Raw genomic sequence first — 21,975 nt, forward strand, 5'->3', positions numbered from 1 at the left:
AAGCACTCAGCAGAAAAGTGCAAAGAGTTAATGATATGATGCGGTAATTAAGTAGGCTCATAAGATTATAAATGGCAGATAGAAGAGGCAATATGGTACCACATAGTTCTGATGATGCGAGAGGGTCGCTGTACATAGTTGCGACGCCGATAGGCAATCTAGATGATTTTAGTAAAAGAGCAGAACAAACTTTACGGGAAGTTGATTATATTGCCGCAGAAGATACTCGACACAGTCGCCGATTGTTGAACCACTTTGGGATCGAAGCAAAGCTTTTTTCAATTCATGACCATAATGAAAAAGACAAAGCGGATTATGTTGCTAGTTTATTAGATGAAGGCAAAAGTGTGGCTTTGGTGTCTGATGCCGGAACACCTCTGATTTCGGATCCAGGTTACCATGTGGTTCATGCATTGCGCTCACAAGGTCATAAGGTAGTTCCAATTCCTGGTGCTTGTGCATTGGTAGCGGCTTTGTGTGCTTCTGGTTTGCCGACAGATCAATTCTTTTTTGCAGGTTTTGTTCCTGCTAAGTCAAAAGCTCGTTGTGACTTATTTGAATCATGGAAGCAACAAGCTGGGACTGTGGTTTTTTATGAATCGACTCATCGTGTTTATGACTCGATTGTTGATGTGCAAAAGGTTTATGGAGAAGACGCTCAATTAGTATTGGCTCGTGAAGTGACAAAAACATTTGAGACATTTTTATCGGGTACGGCTGAAGAAGTGTTAGCTATGTTTGATGCAGATGCGAATCAATTGCGTGGTGAGTTTGTTGTTATGTTGAGTTTCACTCAAGAAAGTGGCAATGAAGCTGAATTGGAAGCAAAACGTATACTTTCAATTCTCCTAGAAGATTTACCTGTTAAACAGGCTGCGGCAATGGCAGCAAAATTGACAGGAGAAAAGAAAAATTACTTGTATAAAATGGCGCTTGAAATGCAAGAGTAACTGATTTCTTGGCATGTTTTTCTAAGAGCTCAAATGAGTTTGTAGAGAGGCATGCCAATTTAGGCTTTTCTTGATTGCTTCATTTGGTACATACGCTGGTCGGCTAAAGAGATCCAATCAAAGTCTGTTTTGACTTCCTCTCGTGTCGCGATACCGTAGCTGGCGTCTGCTTCGGTAAAGCCATCTTTTTGTAATTGCAAGATGGCGCAGTTTATACAATCTTCTATTTTTCTCACTGAAAAAGGTGCTTCTATCAGTATGGCAAACTCATCTCCCCCGATCCTAAATAGCTGAGCGCCTTCCGGCTCTAGGAAGCTAGAGACGTGAGTTGCATAGCTTTGAATTAACTGATCGCCTTTTTGGTGTCCATATAAATCGTTGTAGTATTTTAGCCTATCAATATCTGTGACGATGAGTAGGTGAGAAGGCGATGTGTTTAGGGCTTGTAGGAAAGCGTGGCGATTGCCTAGTCCTGTCAATTGATCATGCTTCGCCATATAGTGTAATTCATGGCTTTTCTTTCGCAGTTGTATCAGCATGATTAAAATAACCGTCATAATCAAAACCAATATTGCTGCAGCCCACATCCAAACGCGGCTTTTAAATTGAGCGCGTTTATTGTTTGCTTCTGCTAGTGCTAATTTTGTTGAGGAAACAATTGTCTCTTGTTCTAGCTTGAGGTTTTTTTGCTGTTGCTCGAGATTTGCAATGGCCGCTCTGTCGATACGATCCCGCTCTTTCACATAGGTTGCATGAAACAACTTATGGTATTCCAGAGCAATTGGGTATCTGTTTAGTTTTTCTAGTATCTCGACGTATTCTAAATAAACTTCTGGTGAGGTGTCGTTGAGCTTATTTGTTGCAGAGTAGATTGCTTCAGATAGTAGTTTTTCCGCTTTCACCATATTGCCAAAGTAGCTTTCTAGAAATCCAAGATGGCGCTTTGCTTCTTTCAGGTAGCTTTTGTTGTTCACTTCTTGGGCGAGCGAATGGGTTTCTCTTGCCAGTATTAGGGCCGCTTTAAATTCTTTTAAGTCTCTTAAAACCTCTATATGTACAAGTGAAAAGTATAAAAAATAATCTTTTCTGGGGTCTACAGGGGTTCTTAGGTATTGGTGAATAATATTCAGAGCATCTTGCGGGCGAGCTTGCTGCCTAACTGCTGAGGCAAGGATGCCATATAGATAACTGATGGCGTCCACGCGACCTTCGGGGATAATGTTAAGAGCTTGTTTGGTGTATTGTTCCGCTTTTATATAGTCTTTCGCGTTTAAAAAGGCCTCACCTAGAATGATGTTAATGGTGAAAATGGAAGGGTGATCTGGTTGTATATTCTTAAACCACTCTTCAGCTTGATAAAAATAGGGGAGAGCTTCCGCTACACGCTTTTGTTTCACTAATAGTTGCCCATAAATATGGTAGAGATTAGCTTGAGTGTTAAGAGCGCTCTTAGAAGAAGGTTCCCACTTTTTAATCGACAGGAGTGACTTTTCAATCATGTTACTTGCAGAAGAAAGCTGACTGAAAAACATTAGGTCGTAGCTTGTGATCATCATCCAGCGATAGCGGACAGCAGCCTTTAACTCATTGGCATCTTCGTTAGATAACCATTGAGCAAGATATATACTGGCGTCTACCTCATTTGCTTCTCTTAAAAACGCGCTGATTTCTGCACTGGATGAGGTGTATTCTTCTTCTGGTAGCTCGTTGGTTTTTAAAATGTATTGCGATAGAGATTTTTGAAGAGCAATTGTGTCTTTGGAATGTGATGCTACCTGAATATCCTGAAAAAAAGCATCTGTATTTTTCGCGTGTGCTGAAGGTGCTATGAGCAAAGTTACGAGTAAAAAAATACCTAAGATTACAGAGGTCTGTTTTATGTTTATCGTAAATGGCATTTAGTCACCTGATAACTGCTTATATTTACTCTTGCTGTATAAAAAGGTTTTTGCAGTCCAGAGTGTGAGTTTACATATTCTTTACTTAAAGTTGAGATCATCCTATGTAAATTTCAATAGAAATACAATGTGATGATGTCTATTGCTTAAAGGAATAAGGAATATCTGTATGCACTTATCTTATATAATAGTACACGGCGAGTTTTTGATGCTCTGCCTTTTTAAATTAGCGTATTTCAGCTGATTGCCACGATGTGAAAGTTTGGCACAAAGTGAGCTGTCAGTTGAAAAGGGAGAAATATGTCTTCACTAAAATTTAATGATGATGAAAAACGAAAAATGGTAGAAAAACTTAAGGACTATTTAGATCAAGAGCTGGATACATCAATAGGCTCTTTTGAAGCTGAATTCTTTTTGGATTTTATTGCGAAAAACTTCGCCGCGACTTTTTACAATAAAGGTTTAGCGGATGCTCAAGAAGCTATGATGGGGCGAATTGAAACCATTAATGATGCTATTTATGAATTGGAATTGCCAGATGCGTAAGTACTTACAGCTTATTGTATTTTCGCTTTTGCTATTACCCTTTCAATTGTTATTGGCTGAGCAGGACTTTTCCGAAATCTATTCTCAAGCAATACTTTCTAACGATGCCTATTTGTCATTAGATGAATTGGAATTAGCGTTAAGTGAGCAGCATCAAGTTTTGCTCCATAAGGCAACCATCCAATCAAGCCAAGTGAATTATTTCATCAGCGAAGCAGCAGGTGTACAGACGATTGGTGTTCGCGGAACGGCCAATTTAGAAAATGTAATGCTGGATTTATCTGTCTCTTTGCAATCTGACTCTTTGCTGAATATTAAGCTGCATCAAGGTTTTTCAGGTGGAGCAAAGGCGGTTTATGATGATATCAAACCTTATTTGTCCATAGATAAACCGATCCATTTAACAGGGCATAGTTTGGGTGGTGCGATCGCTGTGGTTCTGGGTATGTATTTAACTCAGGATGGGTATCAAGTTGAACAGGTTATTACCTTTGGCCAACCAAAAGTGACCAATGTGACAGGCGCCGAACAATTTAAGACTTTACCGCTGGTTCGAGTGGTTACGCCTCATGATATTGTCCCTTTGGTTCCACCATTGAGCCCTTTGCAAATTAAAGAGTTGGATGTTTATTGGCACATGGGGGCTGAAGTGATTCTTATGGAAGGTGGGAAATACTCAGAAACGAGCGGTATAAAAAGTGCGATGCGAGCAACAAAATTCACCTCATCTATTCCGAGTGAAAAGAATTTAGTCGCTCATAAAATGACGACCTACTTGATGCTAATTGATACATTGAGAGAATCATCAGAAGAAGTGCCTTATAAAACAGAAATCAGTTTATTTGGCTTTTCATTAGACTAAAAAATAGGGCGTTACATCATAACGCCCTAAGTTTCTTGTTGCTAACAACCTCTTTTTTCAGAGGCTAACTTGCTACTTTATTGAAAAGCTCAAAGTAAGTTGGGAAGGTTTTAGATGTACAACCCGGATCATTAATCGTAACGGGAGTATTTGAGAAAGCGACTAAAGAGAAACACATGGCGATACGGTGATCGTTGTAGGTGTCAATAGCCGCATGCTTGAGTTCTTTAACTGGCGTCACAGTAATGAAGTCGTCACCTTCAATTACCTCGGCTCCAAGTTTTTTCAACTCTGTTGCCATCGCATATAAACGATCGGTTTCTTTTACGCGCCAGTTGTAGATATTACGAATACTGGTCGTACCTTCTGCAAATAAAGCGGTTGTGGCAATTGTCATTGCAGCATCTGGAATGTGGTTCATGTCCAAATCCACGCCTTTTAATTCGTTATGCTCTGCTTCTATCCAAGTGGGCCCATAAGTGATTTTAGCGCCCATTTTGGCTAATACATCTGCAAACTTCACGTCACCTTGCACACTGTCTGTTCCTACCCCATGAACTTTGATTTTTCCGCCAGCGATGGCGGCGGCGGCAAGAAAATAAGATGCGGAAGAAGCATCGCCTTCCACCATGATCTCACCGGGGCTTTGGTAGGTTTGTTGACCTTTTACAATAAAGGATTGGTAGTTCTGGTTCTCAACTTCAACACCAAACTGTTTCATGGCGTGTAATGTGATGTCTATGTATGGCTTAGAGACTAATTCGCCATCTACTTTGATGATTAAGTCTTCTTTAGCCAATGGCGCACTCATGAGGATTGCGGTTAAGAATTGGCTAGAGATATTGCCTTTTATAGAAACTTCACCACCTGATAAGCCATTTGCTTTAATTCGTAGTGGCGGGTAGTTCGTTTCTCCTTGGTATTCGATGTCGACACCTAGGTTTTTTAATGCATCGACAAGATCGCCAATGGGTCTTTCATGCATTCTAGGTTCGCCATGAAGTAAAAACTCTCCTTGGCCAAGACATAATGCCGCAGTAAGAGGTCGCATGGCTGTTCCTGCGTTGCCTAAAAATAGGTCGCCGAAGTCAGCTTTTATTGGGCCGCCTAGTCCTTCTAAAATACAAGTAGTTCCTTGATCTTGAAGCGTATAAGCAACGCCAAGTTTTTTGAGGCTTTCTAGCATGTAACGAATGTCGTCACTGTCTAGAAGGTTGGTAATCTTGGTGGTTCCTTTCGCAAGTGTGGCTAAAAGTAGAATGCGATTAGAAAGGCTTTTAGAGCCAGGGATTTGGATTTCTCCATCGGCTTTAGAAAGAGGGCCGAGAGTGATTGAGTTCATAGTTTTTTCCGTCACAGTATTTTATGTTTGTTGTTGAGGCGCTGCGTCAAGAGGCCAAAAGAATAGGTTATGTGTTGTTTAAAATATTCCGTAATAGTAGGTGGACGCGTCACTCTGTGAAAGAGGTCAGTCTTGAATGGCAAGCATTATACCTTTGATGGCGTGGTATGTCAGTTCTTGCGATAGAAGAGATAAAATACAAATAAAAATGTATACAAAAATGCATACTCTAAATATAATGCGGCTTTTCATGTCATGGATAACAAGAGGTGACTATGTTACGGATTCTTAATGATTGTAGTTTAAGTGCGGTAGTCGCTGGTTTTGTTGCTGTTCTTATTGGTTTTGCGAGCTCTGTTGCGATTGTCTTTCAGGCTGCTCAATCAGCAGGAGCAGATGCTCATGTCATTGTTTCTTGGATCATGGCGCTCGGTTTTGGTATGGGAGCCACCTGTTTCTTTCTTTCCTTATGGTATCGAGCTCCTGTTATTACCGCCTGGTCTACACCGGGTGCTGCTTTATTGGCGACAAGCTTAGGTTCTATAAGTTATGCCGAAGCACTTGGTGTTTTTGTGTTTGCAGGCGTTCTCACTTTATTGACTGGTATCTCTGGCTTCTTTGACAAAATGATGCGCTTAGTGCCGCTTCCTATTGCTTGCGCTATGTTGGCTGGGGTGTTGTTTCAATTTGGGTTATCTGTTTTTGACGCCATGGGCAGTCATGTATTTCTGGTCGGAATCATGTTAATGACTTATTTAGTATGTAAACGACTTATTCCTCGTTATGCTGTTCTATTTGTTTTGGCAGCAGGTGTGTCATTTGTCGTAGCTGAATCAAATGGTCGTCTTTTTGCTGATATTCCTTTTGAGTTAGGTGCCTTAGTGTGGGTTTGGCCTGAGTGGAATGTGAGTGCATTGATTGGTATTGGTTTGCCTTTGTATATTGTCACCATGACATCACAAAATGTTCCAGGTGTTGCTGTTATGCGCAGTAGTGGTTATCAAACACCTGTTTCGCCTTTGATTAGTTGGACTGGCGTGGCGTCAATTGTGTTAGCACCATTGGGTGGTTTTGCTTTTAATTTAGCGGCCATTACGGCGGCTATTTGTTCAGGTGAAGAATGTCATAAAGACCCGGAGCGCCGTTATGTGGCAGGATTGTCAGCGGGTGTTTTCTATCTGGTGGCAGGATTGGCTAGCTCTTCTGTTGTGGCTTTGTTTGCTATTTTTCCAGCGGCAATGATTGCGGCTTTAGCTGGTATTGCTTTACTGGGAACGATAGGTATGAATTTGAAAAATGCAATGGTGGATGATGGGAACAGAGAAGCGGCTTTAATTACATTTCTGGTGACTGTGTCAGGTGTTTCATTTTTTGGTATTGCTTCCGCGTTTTGGGGGATTGTGTTTGGTGTTATCTGTTTACTGATTTCAAACATAAAGGCCAAGTAGCCAGTTTGCTTATGAATATTAAAGAGGCGATTAAAGAAGACATACTCAATAATCAATTACCTAGAGGTGTTCCTCTGCGTCAGGTTGAGTTGTCAGAGCGATATAAGGTGAGCCGAATTCCGATTCGTGATGCGCTTTTGTCGTTAAAGGCAGAAGGGTGGTTGTCACCTCATGGAAAAGCAGGTGTTATGGTTCCTGAGTTTCGTTGGGAAGAAGCGGAAGATCTTTATTTGATGAGATCAAGGTTAGAGTGTCTTCTGTTTGAAATGGCCTTTGACCACATTGGTGAAACAGAATTGAAAGCGGCTAGGCTTATTTTGTCGGAGCTAAATCAAGAAAGCTTATCTCTTATCCAGTATGGTGAGATGAATTGGCATTTTCATAGTGTGTTGTATCAATCGGCAAACCGAGTGGCGTTGCATCAGGTTGTTGAAGGGTTAAATGAGAAAGTCATTCGTTATCTTGGTTTTCAATATGGGCCTTTAGGATACCGAGTTGAAAGTGAGCAGCAGCACGAAGAGTTGTTGTGGCTTATAGAGCAAAATGATAAACGGGGTGCGTTGACCTTTTTGCAGCAGCATATAGAAGAAGCCGGGAAGCTATTAACCGAATACCTAAAGAGTCAATCTTCTCAATAAGAAAGACTCATGTGTTATTTCGCTGGTTGGGGTAAATATATTTTTAAGCTGGCTCCACCTAAAGTGGAGGTGTCTTTTTTGATAAACCCAAATGTGTGGTTGATTGTATGAGCGGTTGCAGAAAGTTCAGCAAAATACAGTCCTAATCCTGTATTCGCTTCATGAAAAATATCATCTTGCTCTTGATGTGGCTGAAAACCTTTACCGTCATCTTCTATGGCAATAACAAGAAAGTTGCCATCTTTTTTTGCGTTGATATTGATTTTTGATTTTGCAAAACGCAATGCGTTATAAACTGCAGTACTCACAACTGCGGTCATTAATCGCTCATCAAACACGCCGGTGAGACTTGGGTCGCAGGTGTAATCGAGCTCTAGGTTTTTTGCTATTGCGGAAGGTTGAAGAGCAAATACTTGATCGTCTAAGAATTCATCCATTAAAAAAGTGTCTACATGTAGGTCGTATCCATTTGACGCTAAACGATACAGGTACAAATACTCAACCCATTCATCATTGAGCTTTTTTAAAGACTCTTCAATTTGAACGATTTTAGTTTTGTTTGAACCTTGAAAGTCCGAAGTTTCTTTCAAAGTTTGCAATTGATAAAGTAACGTTCCTACTTGATTTTTGCTCTCGTGTATTGCGCTCGCTAAGATGGTGCTGATATCCATTTTTTTCATTATTCACTTCCAAGCGCTTTTGAATATAACGCGCTTTGTTGTTCTGTTGGCTTAATAGCTGCGCCAGATTTTACTTCATTAAGCCAAGTTTCATATATATCTTTTGCAGACTGAGTGTCTTTCTCTGCTAAGAAAACATCCATCTCATAACCATATGCTTTGGCTTTGACGGACGGGTCATCAGAGAAGGATTCTTGTATCTTTTTAAGAGTACTATTGAAATTGTCTCTTTGGCGTGGAAGTAATGGGCCTTCGTCTGAAAGTCGAGCAAGGGATTCCAAATGATTGAGGTAAACTTCTGCAGTGTTGTAGCAGGAGTGTTTTGCTAAAAAAACCGCTCTTCTGTAAGACATTTCAGCAGTTAAATAATCTTTTATTATCATGCTGATACGACCAAGTTCCATTTGACGTAACAGATTTTTTGGTGATTTACCTATAGCGTCAATAAGCGTTTCTTGGGCTTCTATTGAGTTGCCTTGGGCAATTTGGGTTTTAGCTAGCCAATCATAAGCGCTAACAAAAAAGCGGTTATCTAGCATTAGCTGACGAAAGTTTTGCTCAGCTTTGTCAAAGTCACCTCTTAGGAAATTCGTTTTGGCTTTGCCAAATAGAGCCCAAGGCATTTTTCTTTCTTTAATGGTGTTTTTAAACAGAGTAAGTGCTTTGTTATAGTCTTTTAATTCTAAAAGACAGTCACCAATGATTCTTTCACATTTGCCCGTCAAGGCTGGGTATTTTTCCATGGCGGCAGTAGCTGCAGTAATGGCGTCTTCATAATTTTCCGCATCGAGGGCGATATTTACATCGAGCATGCGCTCTTTTGTTTGCAGTAATTTTGCTAAACGTCGCTGTAGAATGGCTTGTGAAAAAGGCTTTGTTATATAGCCGTCGGGCTGAAATTCGATAGCGCCCATCACCATTTCAATGGAGGTTTCAGCGGTTACCATTAAAAAAGTAGCCGTGTTTGGAATTAATTTAGAATGTCTTACTTCTTCAAGTAATTGCTGACCGTCTTTACCATTGCCTAGGTTGTAGTCGGACAATATTAAGTCAAAAGATTTGCTTCTGAGTAATTCAATGGCTGTCTCTGCTTTCATGGCAATATCAATAGAGCTGAAGCCAAAGTCGGTTAGCATTTTGCGCTGCATTATGCGGGCTTCTGCCATATCTTCTATAAGGAGTGCTTTTTTATTGGAAAAATCTTGTACAGCCATAAAGGATTACATTCCGTGTTTAGCAATTATAAAAAGGACTTATTTGGGTCAATAACTAAGTCTTCAGAAAAAATTTCGTCTTCTTCCGATGTTTGTTGAGGAATAGCGTAAGACTCGCTTGCCCATTCTCCTAGGTCGATTAATTTGCATCTTGCACTGCAAAAAGGCCTATCTTTGTTTTCAGTTGTCCATGGGCTTTTCTTTTGGCATGTTGGGCAACTGACTAAAGTTACAGAATTATTGTTTAGCATGGTAATGACTCTAGAATTTTGTGGTGCAATGTTAAAACTTTAGCATTCATGTCGGAAATGCTACCAGCGTTTTCCAAAATTAGATCCGCTCTTTTTATTCTCTCTGCATTACTTAACTGCGTGGCCATAATTTTTTTGGCGTTGTCCCTGTTTACATTATCCCTGCTCATAACTCTCTGGATCTGTATATCGGCAGGAACGTCAATTGCTATAACAAATTTACATAAGCTATTTTGCTTTGTTTCAAACAGAAGAGGGTGAACGAGCAGTCCGTATGGAGACGATATTTTTTTTAATTGAACTTGTATCTCGTTGCGAATGGCAGGGTGAGTAAGGCTTTCTAACCAAGCTTTTTCTTCTGGCTGGTTGAAGATGATGTCACGTAAAGCGCGACGGTTTAGAGATTTGTCTTCCAGCAAAATATCATCACCGTAGCGTTGGTGAATTCTATTAAGGCAGTGGGTATTTGGTTCAACAACCAACCTAGCAACATCATCGGCATCAACACTTTGAATTCCAAGTTGATTGAAATGTTTAGTGATCGTGCTTTTGCCAGATCCAATGCCACCAGCAAGACCAATGATAGAAGATGAGATGTTTGTCATAGGTTATAAATAAAATACCAGTATCGCGGAAAAAATTAAAAATGGCCCAAATGGTACAGAGCCTGAATCTTTTTTATTTAAGGTCGTATTGTATAGGATTCCGCATAAACTTGCACAAAGTAACATGGGGGCAAGCTCGAATATTCCTAGCCAGGCTCCGATCGCAGCGATCAATTTGACATCACCCAGCCCTATACCATCTTTTCCACGTACAGCTTTATATCCCCAATGCAGAGCGTAGATAGAGCCATAGCCTATCAGCAGTCCTAATACGCTACTTTCTAGTGTTTGGTTGATCAGGTTAATAGATAGGGCGCAAGCTAAGATGACAACACAGCACTCATCTGGGATCAGTTTATGCTCTGCATCAATGACAGCAAGTGTAATGAATGAGCTGAGTAACAATGCATGTAGAACTAATAGTTTTGTATCAGGATGAATCCATAGGAGTGGTAAGCAACAAATAAGGTGTAGTGCTTCTATTGCCGGATAGCGATAAGAGATGATCTGCATGCAATAGCGACATCGGCGCTTGAGAAGGAAGTAGCTTAATAGTGGAATGAGGTCGAACCATGCAAGAGTGTGTTTGCAGTTTGGGCATTGGGATCGTTTTGTATCATCTGTAAGGGGGGTGTTTTGAAAAGGGATGGATAAAATCTGGTGAGCTTCTTGTTGCCAGCTTAGAAATGCTTTCTCAGGCCAACGAATACTGAAAGCTGCTGAAAAGCTTCCAAGGCTCAAGAAAAATGCGCTATATAAGGTATATTCTAGAAATGATGTAAGCATTTATGGCGCCTCCAATAAAGGGGCATACAAAGCAACAAGAGCAGAAGCGACAAACCCGCCTGCAACAAAAAGGCAAAGTGCAGGGATGATTTTCTCCAGTAGAGAGACGCTTTTCTGCCAATGTTTTTCATGGGCAGCTGAAGCTAGTGTCAAGGCTCTTTCTATGTCGCCATCTTGTTCTGCTGAGTGAAGCGCTATCGCGGATTCTTTGGGGAACCAGTGCGCCGGAAAACTGCTTGTATAGTTTTGGCCTAAACGCAGCTTGTAGAAAACTGTTAATATTTCCATCCTTATCGGTTCGTATTTGAAATACTCCGGCATACTTTTTAAAGCGTCTTGTAATGAAAGCCCTGTTTTTCTTGTAGTGCTTAATAGGGAAAAAGTTTGGTGAGCCTGAAATCTCCGCTGAACCTTTCTAACCAATACATTGCATTGCCTTTGTACAAACTTTGAATGATGAGTAACTGAAGCCCACTGCAAAATACGTAGAGCATGAGGTCTGAGGCCAGTGTGAAAATTTGCTCTGTCGGGCTTTTGGTTTGAAGGGCGTTGTTAATTATTAAAATAATGAGTGCGACTTGAATTATGCTAAAAGGGTAGGCTATCGACTTGAGCAACCTTTGCGACCAGCCGAGCAAGGTTTTTAATTGAAGAATAGAAACGGCTAAGCTCTCTTCACAATCCTCACGTGTTCCTTGAGAGTTAATGAGTTGACAGTATGGCGCTGCTGCAGGAAGAGTAATTTTGCTAAGGCTCTCATTGAATAAAGCTCCTTTTGATAGCTCGCCATACAGTGCTTTACTAATATTGGCTATTTTTGCATGAGTCGATGATTGTGCAAGGTGTGAAATGGCTTGGTTAAGTTGTAAGCCTGAATGTAGCGCACTTTGTATTTCCTCATAAAAGATAAGTAGGGCTTTATAATCTAGTTTTTTGAGCTTCCACTCTTTGACTGATACGTGCCACTTTCTGTTTTTTATCTGTGAAAAAACAAGCTCGTTTTCAGATGGGCTGTAAAGGTACTCTTCTTTGTTATGCTGATCTTTGAGGCTATACCAAGGCATTATTCACCTCATTATCTTGATGAGAGAAAGCTTGCCAGAGTACTGGGGATTCAATCAGGCTTTTGTAATCCAGTGGTAGGTTTTGTTTCCATAGCGGCAGTAAACCATTGAAAATGGGTTGCTGGAACTCTGATTTATAATGCATCGATTGATGAATAATCAATTTCAGCGAACTGGCTAAAGAGAAGAAATCCACCTTCCAGCCATGACATCTGTGTATGGCGTCGAGTGCTGAATTAGTATGAAGTGTTGCTAAAACAAGGTGTCCAGTAAGGGCAGCATTCACGGCTAAGTTGGCAGTTACCGCATCACGGACTTCGCCTACCATAATGACGTCAGGATCTTGCCTTAAAAATGACTTTAATAATGCGGCAGAATCTAAACCTATGGCTTGATTTGGTTCGCATTGGAATAACCCAGGAATCTCGTATTCGACCGGGTCTTCAATGGTAAAAATGGTGCGTTTTCCATTATTTAGTTGCTCTAAGCATGAATATAATGTTGTGCTTTTACCCGCTCCTGTTGCGCCACACACAAGAATAAGACCGCTAGGGTATTGAAGTGTTGAGCTCAATGTTTGAAGTAGGGCGGTTTGAATGCCAATCTCATTTAGTGTTAGTTGGTTTTTCTCAGGTAGCAAACGCATGGCGATCTTTTCGCCTTTGACGGTCGCTATGATACTGACTCGAATAAACGTGCTGCGATTTCTTTCTTCAAAGAGAAACTGTCCTTCTTGAGTTCTTCTGGTTTCGGATAAATCCAAATTTGCGCGTATTTTTATGCGGTTGATTAAGCTGCTGTTTGGCAGAAGCTCGGTGACTTTATTTAATTGACCATAACAACGCTGGTGGATTTGTATACCAGAGTTAGTGTGTTCAATGTGTATGTCTGTGGCTTTTTCGTTAACTGCATTTGAGATAATTTCTTCTAGTGTCATTCCTCTTCTCCCGTAGACGCGCTTACGCACTGGTTTGGTAGAATGTTGTCATCTAAGTCAGAGGAGCAGCTCCAGTTTCTATTACTATCGCGGGAATAGGTAAGAAATTCTCCTTCAGTAATGGCGGTACTGGTATTAAATGTCAATTTGATGTCGCCTGTGTCGTCACTTTGGTTTTCAACAGTGATGGACTTAACAATAGAGCTTTCGGATAAAGTGCTTTTTATTAAATCGAATTCGCTGCTGGTAGGAAAATCTCCATTCAAGAGAATAAACTCTTCTACGAGAGATTGGTGTTGGGTGGCGAGATTTTGCGCTTCTATGAGCTTAGCTTTGGCAATTTGGCGCGTAAATGTGGGAGCGGATAAGCTGGCTAAAATGGAGATGATGGCAATAACCACCATAAGTTCTAAGAGGGTAAAACCACGTAAATAGGGACGAGATATTTGCATTCTTCACTCCTTGAAGATTCATGAATGGCATCCTGCCAATTCGTTTGTTTTTTATTGCGGGTTAAACAGTTTGATCTAGAGAACCTCCGGTTAACAGGGCTTCATCATCAATCTTATTAGATTGGTTTTGAGTAGAAGAAGTTGTGTAGATTAGCTCACTTTCATCGAACTCTTCTTCCAACTCTTCAATCAATTGTTTGGATTCCTTATCTTCGATTTCATCAAGCTTCTTTCTATTATCCTGTGACAGTGCTTGACCTTCTTCGGATATGGTAACGATGAGATCGCTAGAAGCTTTTGCGTTTCGCGCATTTAGGGCCGCTATGTTGGTGTCTTCATCTGAGCGCAAGTCAAACGTTGTGTAACCAGGCGTAGTTGTGCCGGTTAATGTGTGACTTGAAACAGCGATGGAATGTGGAAGACTTCCAGACATAATGATCACCAACTTAGATAAGTTAAGTAATAAATACTAATTGGCATTCGGTGATATGTCCAACACAGGTGATGAAATTTGCCTGTATTGGACATTGGGGGAAGGCTGTTACAAGTGTTGAGCCTGTCCAGCTTGAATGGCTGTAATCGCGATAGTATAGACAATATCATCGACTAAAGCGCCACGAGATAAGTCATTTACCGGTTTCCGAATGCCTTGGAGCATAGGGCCAATACTAACAACGTCAGCACTTCGTTGTACGGCTTTGTACGTTGTATTACCTGTGTTCAAGTCAGGGAAGATGAACACAGTGGCTTTACCAGCAACTTTACTGTCTGGTGCTTTTTGTTTCGCGACTTTCTCCATGATAGCTGCATCGTACTGTAATGGGCCGTCAATGAGTAGATCTGGACGAAGGTTTTGAGCTATGGTTGTTGCTTCACGTACCTTGTCGACATCATTACCCGTTCCAGAGCCACCTGTGCTGTAACTGATCATGGCAACTTTTGGTGTGATACCAAAAGCGGCGGCAGAGTCGGCACTTTGAATGGCGATTTCAGCTAATTGTTCAGCTGTTGGGTCTGGATTGATTGCACAGTCACCGTAAACCAATACTTGATCAGGTAGACACATAAAGAAAACAGAAGAAACCAAACTTGAGTCAGGTGACGTTTTAATGAGCTGTAGTGCAGGGCGAATAGTGTTTGCCGTTGTGTGGACGGCTCCTGACACTAAGCCATCAACATCACCAACTTGCAGCATCATAGTGCCGAGCACAACATTGTCTTCAAGTTGCTCGCGCGCCACAATGTCTGTTAAACCGCGATTTTTCCTTAACTCCACCATAGGCGCGACATAGCGCTCGCGTATGCTGAGAGGGTCAAGGATTTCCACGCCGTGGTTCAATTCAACACCATTATTCTGAGCAATTCTCAGGATTTCTGCTTCATTGCCTAATAATGTACAGCGAGCAATGCCGCGTTCGGCACAAATAGAAGCGGCTTGAATAGTTCGTATTTCTTCACCTTCCGGCAAGATGATGCGTTTATTAAGTGAACGAGCCAACTCAATAAGACGGAAGCGGAATGCAGGAGGAGATAATTTGCGCTCCTCTTGGTTCATGGCGAATGAATTGATCCAGTCATGGTCAATACAGCGAGCAATATGCTCTTTTACCATGAGTACGCGTTCTTTATCGTCCAACGGAATTTCTTGGTTAAAGGATTGCATATTAATCACGGTTTCCCAGCTGTTGGATTCAACAGAGAGAATAGGCAAGCCTTTTGCCATGGCTTTACCGCAAAGAGACATTAGGTTTTCACTTGGTTGATAGCCACCAGTCAATACGAGTGCAGCGATTTTGATGTCGTTCAGTGCGGCTATGGCTGTTGCCATGATGACATCTGTTCTGTCTCCAGGCGTGAATACCAACACACCTGGGCGCAAAGCTTCAAGCATGTTTTCCACGCCACGAGCACAAAGGGTATAGGATTGAACTCGTCTAGAATCAATATCACCTGGATTGATGACGCGAGCATTTAAGAAGTCTGCAACGTCTTTTACTCGAGGATAAGTCAGCTCTTCTGCAGAAGGTATTTGGCCGAGTAAGCTGAAATTACGTTTGAAAATTCCTCTTTGTGCGAACATGTCACCATAAGATTTTACACCTAATGATCCTGGTGTGGTCTTGTTTAAAATGCACCCAATGACATCGTTGGCTTTTATTCCACCATAGGACCCAGCGGCAATTTCAACGTGATGCTCTAGTTCGTTGACTCTCATATTATTAGGAGCTGTCACCAAGACAAGGCCGGCATCAAGCGTTCGAGCGATGGCTTTGTTTAAACGTGTTGCATAAGGGTGGCCTGCAATTTGAGCAAGGCCTTCAACAATAACGGTAGAGTCTGGTTCAACGCTGGCTTGAAAGCGCCCAACAATTTCTTCCATCAATTCGTCTATGTTGTCGTTATATAAGTAACGCTCAGCTTCATGAAGAGGAATAGGTTCTGCAGGTGTTAAAGTCGAACCTTGGGCAACCATGGCTGTTGATTTATCTGGGCCTTTGTCGCCTGGTTGAGGTTGCGCGATAGGTTTGAAGAAACTGGCTTTTAAACCTTGCTGTTCTAGTGCGCGAACCAACCCAACTGAGACAGAGGTTAAACCAACGCCTGGGCCAGTAGGAACCGTCATAAGTACATTAATTGACATATTTAATCCTAATAAATCCGTTATGTTTAAATGTCGTTACTAATCTTGAATTAAGTTGATGGTATCGAGCGCAATCATTAACTCTTCATTAGTAGGAATAATCCAAACGTTTGTATTGCTGTGCTCAGCAGTAATGTTAGATGATTCACCGCGAGGCGCTTCTGTATTAAGTGTCGAGTCTATATTGATATTAAGCGCTTTTAGATGCTGACAAATAACTTGGCGTAAGTAGCTTGAGTTTTCGCCAATGCCACCCGTAAAGACTAGGTGATCAATACTTTCTAATGTTGTCGCGACACTCGCAAGGTGTTTTGCCGCGCGTGCAGCGAACATATTTAAAGCAAGTAAGGCTTTCTCGTCACCTTTCTCCATGGCTTCTTCTAATGTTCGACAATCGTTAGAGAGCTCAGAAATACCCAACAATCCACTTTCTTTATTGAGAATATCTAAGGCTTCTTGGGCGCTGATGTTTTCAGCTTGTCGAATGAAAGAGATTAGACCTGGATCCAAACTACCAGAGCGAGTGCCCATCATTAGGCCTTCTAAAGGTGTAATCCCCATACTAGTGTCGGATGATTTTCCTTTGTTAATGGCACATACGCTAGCGCCATTGCCTAAGTGAGCAACTAATACGCCTTGCTCATCGCTACCTGGAACTGTTTTGGCTAGTTGCTGGCTAATATAGCGATAACTTGTACCGTGGAACCCATACTTTCTAAAATGATGTTCACGATACAGTTGCATAGGAATAGGGTAGAGGTACTGTTCTGGCTCTAGAGTTTGGTGGAATGCGGTGTCAAAAACTGCAGCTTGAGGAATGCCAGGAAAAAGTTCAAAGGCAACTTCTATGCCTTTTAAGTGCGCTGGATTGTGTAATGGAGCAAATTTGGCGCATTTTTCTATGCCATCAATAACATTTTGGTCGATTAAAACTGATTCACTAAAAGTTTCTCCACCATGGACCACGCGATGCCCAATGCCAACTAAAGAGGATTCAATTTCAGTGTGGGATTTCAGCCACTCTTTAATTTGTGAAACGGCATTTTTGTGGCTGCTATCAGCTAATGAAATTTCGTTTTTTTGCCCTTCATATTTAAAAGTAATGCTACTTCCTGTTGAGCCTAAGCGATCGGCGATTCCTTCCACAAGAATGGTTTGGCCTGCATTTGCTAAGATGGCAAATTTTAATGAAGAGCTTCCGCAATTGATTACTAAAATACTATCTTTCATGATTTTTCCTGAGATACTCGCAAAGACAGGTCAATTGCCTGAACGTGCTTGGTTAAGGCGCCAATAGAAACAAAGTCGACACCTGTTTCCGCTACTTTTAAAAGATGCTCTTTTGTCATGTTGCCCGATGCTTCAAATTTAACCTGCCCTTTGAATTTTTGGACAGCGGTTGTCATGTCATCATAAGAGAAGTTATCGAGCATAATGATGTCTGCGCCTGCTTTTACGGCTAGGGCGACTTCTTCTAAATTTTCAGTTTCAACTTCTATGGTTTTTCCAGGAGCAATGTTCTGCGCCATAGATACGGCGTTTGTAATGGAGCCAGCAGCCATAATATGATTTTCTTTAATAAGAAATGCGTCGTATAAACCAAAGCGATGGTTTTTGCCTCCACCGACAGTGACGGCATATTTTTGAGCCTGTCTCATGCCAGGTATGGTTTTTCGAGTATCTAGAATAGTGAGGTTAGAGTCTGAAACTATTTGGCTGTATTGATGGGTGACGGTCGCGGTGTAAGAAAGTGTTTGCAGAAAATTTAATGCAACTCTTTCGCCTGTTAGTATGGTTCGTGCATGGCCTTTTAATGTTAAAAATGGGCGGTTTGCTTCAATAAGGTCGCCATCTTTATTGTGCCAGTCTAAAGAAATATGGCCTGCTAATTGAGAAAATACTTCATTAACCCATTCTTGGCCGCACAAAATGGCTTCTTCACGACTAATAATCGTCGCTGTGATTTCTTCATTATCAGGAATTAGCTGGGCGGTGATGTCGCCGGAACCTATGTCTTCTTCTAATGCAAAAGCAACTTGCGATCGAATGTGCTCAGATAGAAGAGCGTTCAAAAGAGTCATGTATTATCCTAAATTGGCCAAATCTTAAAATTGTTATTGTAGCTTGATATGCGCAATGCGTCAGTGGCGTTTTTTCTATATTTATTGATTTATATACACTTTATGTTAACTCATGGCCTTTCTGTTGGATGTTCGGTCATCTTACTGACAAATATAGATCTTTCTTGTGATGTTATCGAGTCAGATAAATCTAATATATTTTTAAGCAACCCTGATGAAAATCGCATGATTTGTATTATTATTGTACAGAAGCATGGTTATTCACAATACTTATTGAGTTGATTTTTCTGGTGAATGTTAGTGTGTGCCTTCCAATCGAGCTATTGTGCCGTAGAGACCTTGTCAGGTTTTAAGCTGTTTTAGGTCAAGAAAGAAGGCGCAAAAATACTCGCTAATCCTTATTCTTAACTCAGATGGCTAGGCGATTTGTTGATTAGGTGTTAACCTTACGTCCAAATTAGAAGAGTCGTAGATGAAAAAAGCTCTTAGAAATATGAGAGTATTTAATTTTTGCGGAAGTTGGGAAGGCTAAAATGTCTTTTTACTTAATCTTTTTTTAGTTAAAAGTTTTGAATTTTTATGTACTTATAGACACTCTATCCGTGCATGAAAACTTAATCTTGGGCTTGATGAACCAAGCCTAAATTGGAAGCAAGCCGACTATGAAATATTAGTAGTCGATGCAGTGGAAATGACATAAAAACAACAATAGTGACCGCTGGAATAGATAAAACGACGTGTTAGGTGCTATCGAATGACACGTCGCTTTATCTTAGGTTGGCTGGATTTTATGTAAGTAATTATATGAAACCCAATGGTTTGTTTAAGTAGTCACTAGGGAAAAATACAAAAAATCCCTAGTGATTAGTATCTGTTCTAATAGCGGGAGTTATTAACACGATGACTGAGCAGCATATTCTCGAAGACATCGATCCAATTGAAACCAAAGAGTGGGTCGATGCGCTTGAGTCTGTCCTTCGCGAAGAAGGGCCTGAACGCGCGCAATACATTTTAAACCGTTTGACTAGCGAAGCTTCACAAGCTGGCACGTCATTACCTTCGTCAATTACGACGCCTTACTGCAATACAATTGCTCCTCAAGATGAGAAACAATTGCCTGGTGATGTGTTTATGGAGCGTAAAATTCGCTCAATAATCCGCTGGAATGCATTGGCAATGGTAATGAAGGCAAACCGCAATGATTCCACTTTAGGTGGTCACATTACGAGTTTCTCTTCTGCGGCAACACTTTATGATATTGGTTTTAACCATTTTTTCCGTGGCAACAGCGATAAGCAAGAAGCGGATATGGTATTTTTCCAAGGCCATATTTCTCCAGGTATTTACGCGCGCTCTTATATTGAAGGTCGTTTGACTGACGAGCAGCTAGATAACTTCCGCCGAGAAGTGGATGGTAAAGGTCTATCTTCTTACCCACATCCATGGTTAATGCCTGATTACTGGCAGTTCCCAACCGTTTCTATGGGCTTAGGTCCATTGCAAGCTATTTACCAAGCGCACGTTATGAGATACCAACATAACCGTGGCTTGATTGACCAAGGCGACCGTAAAGTATGGGCGTTCTTAGGTGATGGTGAGTGTGATGAGCCAGAATCTTTAGGTGCTATCGCTCTTGCTGGCCGTGAAAAACTAGACAACTTGATTTTCGTTATTAACTGTAACTTACAGCGTCTTGATGGTCCTGTACGTGGTAACTCGAAGATTGTACAAGAGTTGGAAGGTGTGTTCCGCGGTGCTGGCTGGAACGTTGTTAAGTGTCTATGGGGTCGTCATTGGGATCCATTGTTTGAAAAAGACACGAAAGGTTTGCTTGTTAAACGTATGAATGAGGTTTGCGATGGCGAACTTCAGAACTACAAAGCAAACGGTGGTGCATATACTCGCGAACATTTCTTTGGCAAATATCCTGAATTGCTAGAAATGGTTAAGGACATGACTGATGAAGAGATCATGAACCTAAACCGCGGTGGTCATGACCCATACAAAGTTTACGCAGCTTACGCTGAAGCGACATCTCACAAAGGTCAACCTACTGTTATCTTGGCTCAAACAGTCAAAGGTTACGGTATGTTTAAAGCGGCTGAAGCGCAAAACACGGCTCACCAAACTAAGAAATTGGATGAAGAGTCTTTGGCTCAATTCCGTGACAAGTTCGGTATTCCAATCAGTGATGAAGAGCTGAAAGATCTGCCTTACTACAAGCCAGCTGAAGACAGCCCAGAGATGCAATACTTACGCTCACGTCGTAAAGAACTAAGTGGAGATTTCCCAGTTCGTCGCCGTGACTGTGAAGCACTTGAAGTTCCTTCTCTTGAAGCTTTTAAAGCTCAAATTGCAGGTACGAAAGGTCGCGAAATTTCTACTACTATGGCGTTCGTGCGTGCATTGAATGTTATGGTTAAAGATAAGAAGATTGGTGAGCGTGTTGTGCCAATTCTTGCCGATGAAGCTCGTACTTTCGGTATGGAAGGTATGTTCCGTCAGCTAGGTATTTATAGCTGTGAAGGGCAACGTTACACACCGCACGATCATACTCAGGTTATGTTCTACAAAGAGTCTCAAGATGGTCAGATTCTGCAAGAAGGTATCAATGAAGCGGGTGCATTCTCTTCATGGTTAGCGCTAGCAACTTCTTACAGCAACAGCAATCTGCCTATGATTCCTGTTTACATCTACTACTCTATGTTTGGTTTCCAACGTATTGGTGACTTGGCATGGGCAGCGGGTGACTCTCAGGCTCGTGGCTTCTTGATTGGTGCGACAGCAGGTCGTACAACTCTAAATGGTGAAGGTCTACAGCACGAAGATGGTCATTCACACATCCTTGCTGGCACGATTCCAAACTGTATTTCTTATGACCCAACTTATTCATATGAAGTTGCTGTCATTGTACAAGACGGCTTGCGTCGTATGTACCAAGATAAAGAGAGTGTTTTCTATTACTTAACGGTAATGAATGAAAACTATGCTCATGAAGATATGCCAGAAGGCGTTGAAGATGGCATTCTTAAAGGTATGTATAAGCTTAAATCTCATGCTAAGAAAACAAACAAGAAGCAAGTTCAATTACTTGGTTCTGGTGTTATCTTGCGTGAAGTAGAAGCCGCAGCAGAAATTCTGTACGCAGATTACGGTGTGAACTCCGATATTTGGAGTGTCACTTCTTTCAACGAACTACGTCGTGAAGGTCTTGATGCTAGCCGTTGGAATATGTTGCACCCAGAAGATCAACCTCGTCAGTCATACGTTGAATCTTGTCTTGAAGGTAAAGGCCCAGTTATTGCGTCTACAGACCACGTTAAGCTTTTTGCTGATCAAATCCGTCCTTTCGTTAAAGGTACGTACAACGTATTAGGTACGGACGGTTTCGGTCGAAGTGATACACGCGCTCAACTACGTCATTTCTTTGAAGTGAATCGTTACTGGGTTGTTGTATCTGCTTTGAGTGCATTGGCGAAAGACGGTGTAGTTGATGCATCTGTAGTTAGCGAAGCTATCGCTAAGTTTGGCTTGGATCCGAATAAGCCAAACCCTGTAACCTGCTAATTACCAAACAAGC

At 41.4% G+C, this 21,975-nt stretch carries 21 protein-coding genes; 6 read left to right on the forward strand and 15 right to left on the reverse strand.

The features are described 5' to 3' along the window. The first annotated feature begins 71 nt into the window (after positions 1 to 71). Complete coding sequence (gene rsmI, locus AC0L46_RS14985) at positions 72 to 950, forward strand: 16S rRNA (cytidine(1402)-2'-O)-methyltransferase (RefSeq protein WP_414681939.1); 879 nt, start codon at positions 72 to 74, stop codon at positions 948 to 950. A gap of 59 nt (positions 951 to 1,009) precedes the next feature. On the opposite strand, the gene AC0L46_RS14990 is transcribed toward rsmI, so the two are convergent. After that, complete coding sequence (locus AC0L46_RS14990; RefSeq protein ID WP_473504713.1) at positions 1,010 to 2,848, reverse strand: tetratricopeptide repeat-containing diguanylate cyclase; 1,839 nt, start codon at positions 2,846 to 2,848, stop codon at positions 1,010 to 1,012. A 300-nt stretch (positions 2,849 to 3,148) separates the two neighbouring features. Between AC0L46_RS14990 and AC0L46_RS14995 the strand changes: the two genes are divergently transcribed. Both AC0L46_RS14995 and AC0L46_RS15000 read left to right on the forward strand, forming a co-directional pair. Further along, positions 3,149 to 3,394 carry a DUF2164 domain-containing protein gene (locus AC0L46_RS14995; RefSeq protein ID WP_317003630.1) on the forward strand — a complete coding sequence of 82 codons (246 nt, stop codon included), beginning with the start codon at positions 3,149 to 3,151 and terminating at the stop codon, positions 3,392 to 3,394. Beyond that, positions 3,387 to 4,256: a lipase family protein gene (locus AC0L46_RS15000; protein WP_473504715.1), complete on the forward strand. Its 870-nt coding sequence runs from the start codon at positions 3,387 to 3,389 to the stop codon at positions 4,254 to 4,256. The genes AC0L46_RS14995 and AC0L46_RS15000 overlap by 8 nt, the downstream gene beginning before the upstream one ends. 64 nt (positions 4,257 to 4,320) lie before the next feature. Here the strand turns inward: AC0L46_RS15000 and aroA are convergent, their stop codons facing one another. Then, on the reverse strand, positions 4,321 to 5,598 hold the full coding sequence (aroA, locus tag AC0L46_RS15005) for a 3-phosphoshikimate 1-carboxyvinyltransferase (protein ID WP_473504717.1): 1,278 nt from the start codon (positions 5,596 to 5,598) through the stop codon (positions 4,321 to 4,323). A gap of 275 nt (positions 5,599 to 5,873) precedes the next feature. Here aroA and AC0L46_RS15010 point away from each other — a divergent pair, with 275 nt between their 5' ends. Further along, positions 5,874 to 7,046: a benzoate/H(+) symporter BenE family transporter gene (locus AC0L46_RS15010; protein WP_473504719.1), complete on the forward strand. Its 1,173-nt coding sequence runs from the start codon at positions 5,874 to 5,876 to the stop codon at positions 7,044 to 7,046. 11 nt (positions 7,047 to 7,057) lie between these two features. Further along, the gene (locus tag AC0L46_RS15015) at positions 7,058 to 7,684 is read left to right on the forward strand and encodes a GntR family transcriptional regulator (protein ID WP_473504721.1); all 627 of its coding nucleotides are present in this window, start codon (positions 7,058 to 7,060) and stop codon (positions 7,682 to 7,684) included. Positions 7,685 to 7,698: 14 nt separating this feature from the next. On the opposite strand, the gene AC0L46_RS15020 is transcribed toward AC0L46_RS15015, so the two are convergent. From AC0L46_RS15020 to nadC, 13 genes are all read right to left on the reverse strand, one after another. Further along, the gene (locus AC0L46_RS15020) at positions 7,699 to 8,364 is read right to left on the reverse strand and encodes a sensor histidine kinase (RefSeq protein WP_473504723.1); all 666 of its coding nucleotides are present in this window, start codon (positions 8,362 to 8,364) and stop codon (positions 7,699 to 7,701) included. Then, the gene (locus tag AC0L46_RS15025) at positions 8,364 to 9,578 is read right to left on the reverse strand and encodes a response regulator (protein ID WP_473504725.1); all 1,215 of its coding nucleotides are present in this window, start codon (positions 9,576 to 9,578) and stop codon (positions 8,364 to 8,366) included. Before AC0L46_RS15025 ends, AC0L46_RS15020 begins: the two co-directional genes overlap by 1 nt. Before the next feature lie 26 nt (positions 9,579 to 9,604). Continuing rightward, positions 9,605 to 9,829 carry a DNA gyrase inhibitor YacG gene (gene yacG, locus AC0L46_RS15030; protein WP_414681918.1) on the reverse strand — a complete coding sequence of 75 codons (225 nt, stop codon included), beginning with the start codon at positions 9,827 to 9,829 and terminating at the stop codon, positions 9,605 to 9,607. Further along, complete coding sequence (coaE, locus tag AC0L46_RS15035) at positions 9,823 to 10,434, reverse strand: dephospho-CoA kinase (protein ID WP_473504727.1); 612 nt, start codon at positions 10,432 to 10,434, stop codon at positions 9,823 to 9,825. Before coaE ends, yacG begins: the two co-directional genes overlap by 7 nt. Positions 10,435 to 10,437: 3 nt before the next feature. Next, positions 10,438 to 11,220 (reverse strand): prepilin peptidase, encoded by a 783-nt coding sequence (locus AC0L46_RS15040; RefSeq protein WP_473504729.1) that lies wholly within the window; start codon positions 11,218 to 11,220, stop codon positions 10,438 to 10,440. Beyond that, positions 11,221 to 11,541 (reverse strand): hypothetical protein, encoded by a 321-nt coding sequence (locus tag AC0L46_RS15045; RefSeq protein WP_473504731.1) that lies wholly within the window; start codon positions 11,539 to 11,541, stop codon positions 11,221 to 11,223. A 47-nt stretch (positions 11,542 to 11,588) separates the two neighbouring features. After that, positions 11,589 to 12,284 carry a type II secretion system F family protein gene (locus AC0L46_RS15050; RefSeq protein ID WP_473504733.1) on the reverse strand — a complete coding sequence of 232 codons (696 nt, stop codon included), beginning with the start codon at positions 12,282 to 12,284 and terminating at the stop codon, positions 11,589 to 11,591. Further along, a complete protein-coding gene (locus tag AC0L46_RS15055) occupies positions 12,271 to 13,221 on the reverse strand; it encodes a GspE/PulE family protein (protein WP_473504735.1) in 951 nt (316 codons plus the stop codon). The genes AC0L46_RS15050 and AC0L46_RS15055 overlap by 14 nt, the downstream gene beginning before the upstream one ends. Next, positions 13,218 to 13,673, reverse strand: a complete 456-nt coding sequence (locus AC0L46_RS15060; RefSeq protein ID WP_473504737.1) for a pilin — start codon at positions 13,671 to 13,673, stop codon at positions 13,218 to 13,220. Before AC0L46_RS15060 ends, AC0L46_RS15055 begins: the two co-directional genes overlap by 4 nt. A 61-nt stretch (positions 13,674 to 13,734) precedes the next feature. Then, positions 13,735 to 14,106, reverse strand: coding sequence for a hypothetical protein (locus AC0L46_RS15065; protein WP_473504739.1), 372 nt, complete (start codon positions 14,104 to 14,106; stop codon positions 13,735 to 13,737). 108 nt (positions 14,107 to 14,214) lie between these two features. Then, the gene (pta, locus tag AC0L46_RS15070) at positions 14,215 to 16,314 is read right to left on the reverse strand and encodes a phosphate acetyltransferase (RefSeq protein ID WP_414681911.1); all 2,100 of its coding nucleotides are present in this window, start codon (positions 16,312 to 16,314) and stop codon (positions 14,215 to 14,217) included. Between the two features lie 39 nt (positions 16,315 to 16,353). Next, positions 16,354 to 17,544, reverse strand: coding sequence for an acetate/propionate family kinase (locus tag AC0L46_RS15075; protein ID WP_473504741.1), 1,191 nt, complete (start codon positions 17,542 to 17,544; stop codon positions 16,354 to 16,356). Next, on the reverse strand, positions 17,541 to 18,395 hold the full coding sequence (gene nadC / locus AC0L46_RS15080) for a carboxylating nicotinate-nucleotide diphosphorylase (RefSeq protein ID WP_473504743.1): 855 nt from the start codon (positions 18,393 to 18,395) through the stop codon (positions 17,541 to 17,543). The genes AC0L46_RS15075 and nadC overlap by 4 nt, the downstream gene beginning before the upstream one ends. A gap of 900 nt (positions 18,396 to 19,295) precedes the next feature. Here nadC and aceE point away from each other — a divergent pair. Beyond that, a complete protein-coding gene (aceE, locus tag AC0L46_RS15085) occupies positions 19,296 to 21,962 on the forward strand; it encodes a pyruvate dehydrogenase (acetyl-transferring), homodimeric type (protein ID WP_473504745.1) in 2,667 nt (888 codons plus the stop codon). The last annotated feature ends 13 nt before the right edge of the window (positions 21,963 to 21,975 follow it).

This window comes from Marinomonas sp. 15G6-16 (assembly GCF_055809555.1).

Coding starts and splice junctions, on each gene's coding strand:
- AC0L46_RS15000 (WP_473504715.1), top strand. CDS start 3,387: ATGCGTAAGTACTTACAGCTTATTGTATTTTCGCTTTTGCTATTACCC.
- AC0L46_RS15060 (WP_473504737.1), bottom strand. CDS start 13,673: ATGCAAATATCTCGTCCCTATTTACGTGGTTTTACCCTCTTAGAACTT.
- AC0L46_RS15055 (WP_473504735.1), bottom strand. CDS start 13,221: ATGACACTAGAAGAAATTATCTCAAATGCAGTTAACGAAAAAGCCACA.
- AC0L46_RS14990 (WP_473504713.1), bottom strand. CDS start 2,848: ATGCCATTTACGATAAACATAAAACAGACCTCTGTAATCTTAGGTATT.
- aroA (WP_473504717.1), bottom strand. CDS start 5,598: ATGAACTCAATCACTCTCGGCCCTCTTTCTAAAGCCGATGGAGAAATC.
- AC0L46_RS15020 (WP_473504723.1), bottom strand. CDS start 8,364: ATGAAAAAAATGGATATCAGCACCATCTTAGCGAGCGCAATACACGAG.
- AC0L46_RS15050 (WP_473504733.1), bottom strand. CDS start 12,284: ATGCCTTGGTATAGCCTCAAAGATCAGCATAACAAAGAAGAGTACCTT.
- aceE (WP_473504745.1), top strand. CDS start 19,296: ATGACTGAGCAGCATATTCTCGAAGACATCGATCCAATTGAAACCAAA.
- coaE (WP_473504727.1), bottom strand. CDS start 10,434: ATGACAAACATCTCATCTTCTATCATTGGTCTTGCTGGTGGCATTGGA.
- AC0L46_RS15025 (WP_473504725.1), bottom strand. CDS start 9,578: ATGGCTGTACAAGATTTTTCCAATAAAAAAGCACTCCTTATAGAAGAT.
- AC0L46_RS15045 (WP_473504731.1), bottom strand. CDS start 11,541: ATGCCGGAGTATTTCAAATACGAACCGATAAGGATGGAAATATTAACA.
- AC0L46_RS15075 (WP_473504741.1), bottom strand. CDS start 17,544: ATGAAAGATAGTATTTTAGTAATCAATTGCGGAAGCTCTTCATTAAAA.
- pta (WP_414681911.1), bottom strand. CDS start 16,314: ATGTCAATTAATGTACTTATGACGGTTCCTACTGGCCCAGGCGTTGGT.
- AC0L46_RS14995 (WP_317003630.1), top strand. CDS start 3,149: ATGTCTTCACTAAAATTTAATGATGATGAAAAACGAAAAATGGTAGAA.
- yacG (WP_414681918.1), bottom strand. CDS start 9,829: ATGCTAAACAATAATTCTGTAACTTTAGTCAGTTGCCCAACATGCCAA.
- AC0L46_RS15065 (WP_473504739.1), bottom strand. CDS start 14,106: ATGTCTGGAAGTCTTCCACATTCCATCGCTGTTTCAAGTCACACATTA.
- AC0L46_RS15010 (WP_473504719.1), top strand. CDS start 5,874: ATGTTACGGATTCTTAATGATTGTAGTTTAAGTGCGGTAGTCGCTGGT.
- rsmI (WP_414681939.1), top strand. CDS start 72: ATGGCAGATAGAAGAGGCAATATGGTACCACATAGTTCTGATGATGCG.
- AC0L46_RS15040 (WP_473504729.1), bottom strand. CDS start 11,220: ATGCTTACATCATTTCTAGAATATACCTTATATAGCGCATTTTTCTTG.
- AC0L46_RS15015 (WP_473504721.1), top strand. CDS start 7,058: ATGAATATTAAAGAGGCGATTAAAGAAGACATACTCAATAATCAATTA.
- nadC (WP_473504743.1), bottom strand. CDS start 18,395: ATGACTCTTTTGAACGCTCTTCTATCTGAGCACATTCGATCGCAAGTT.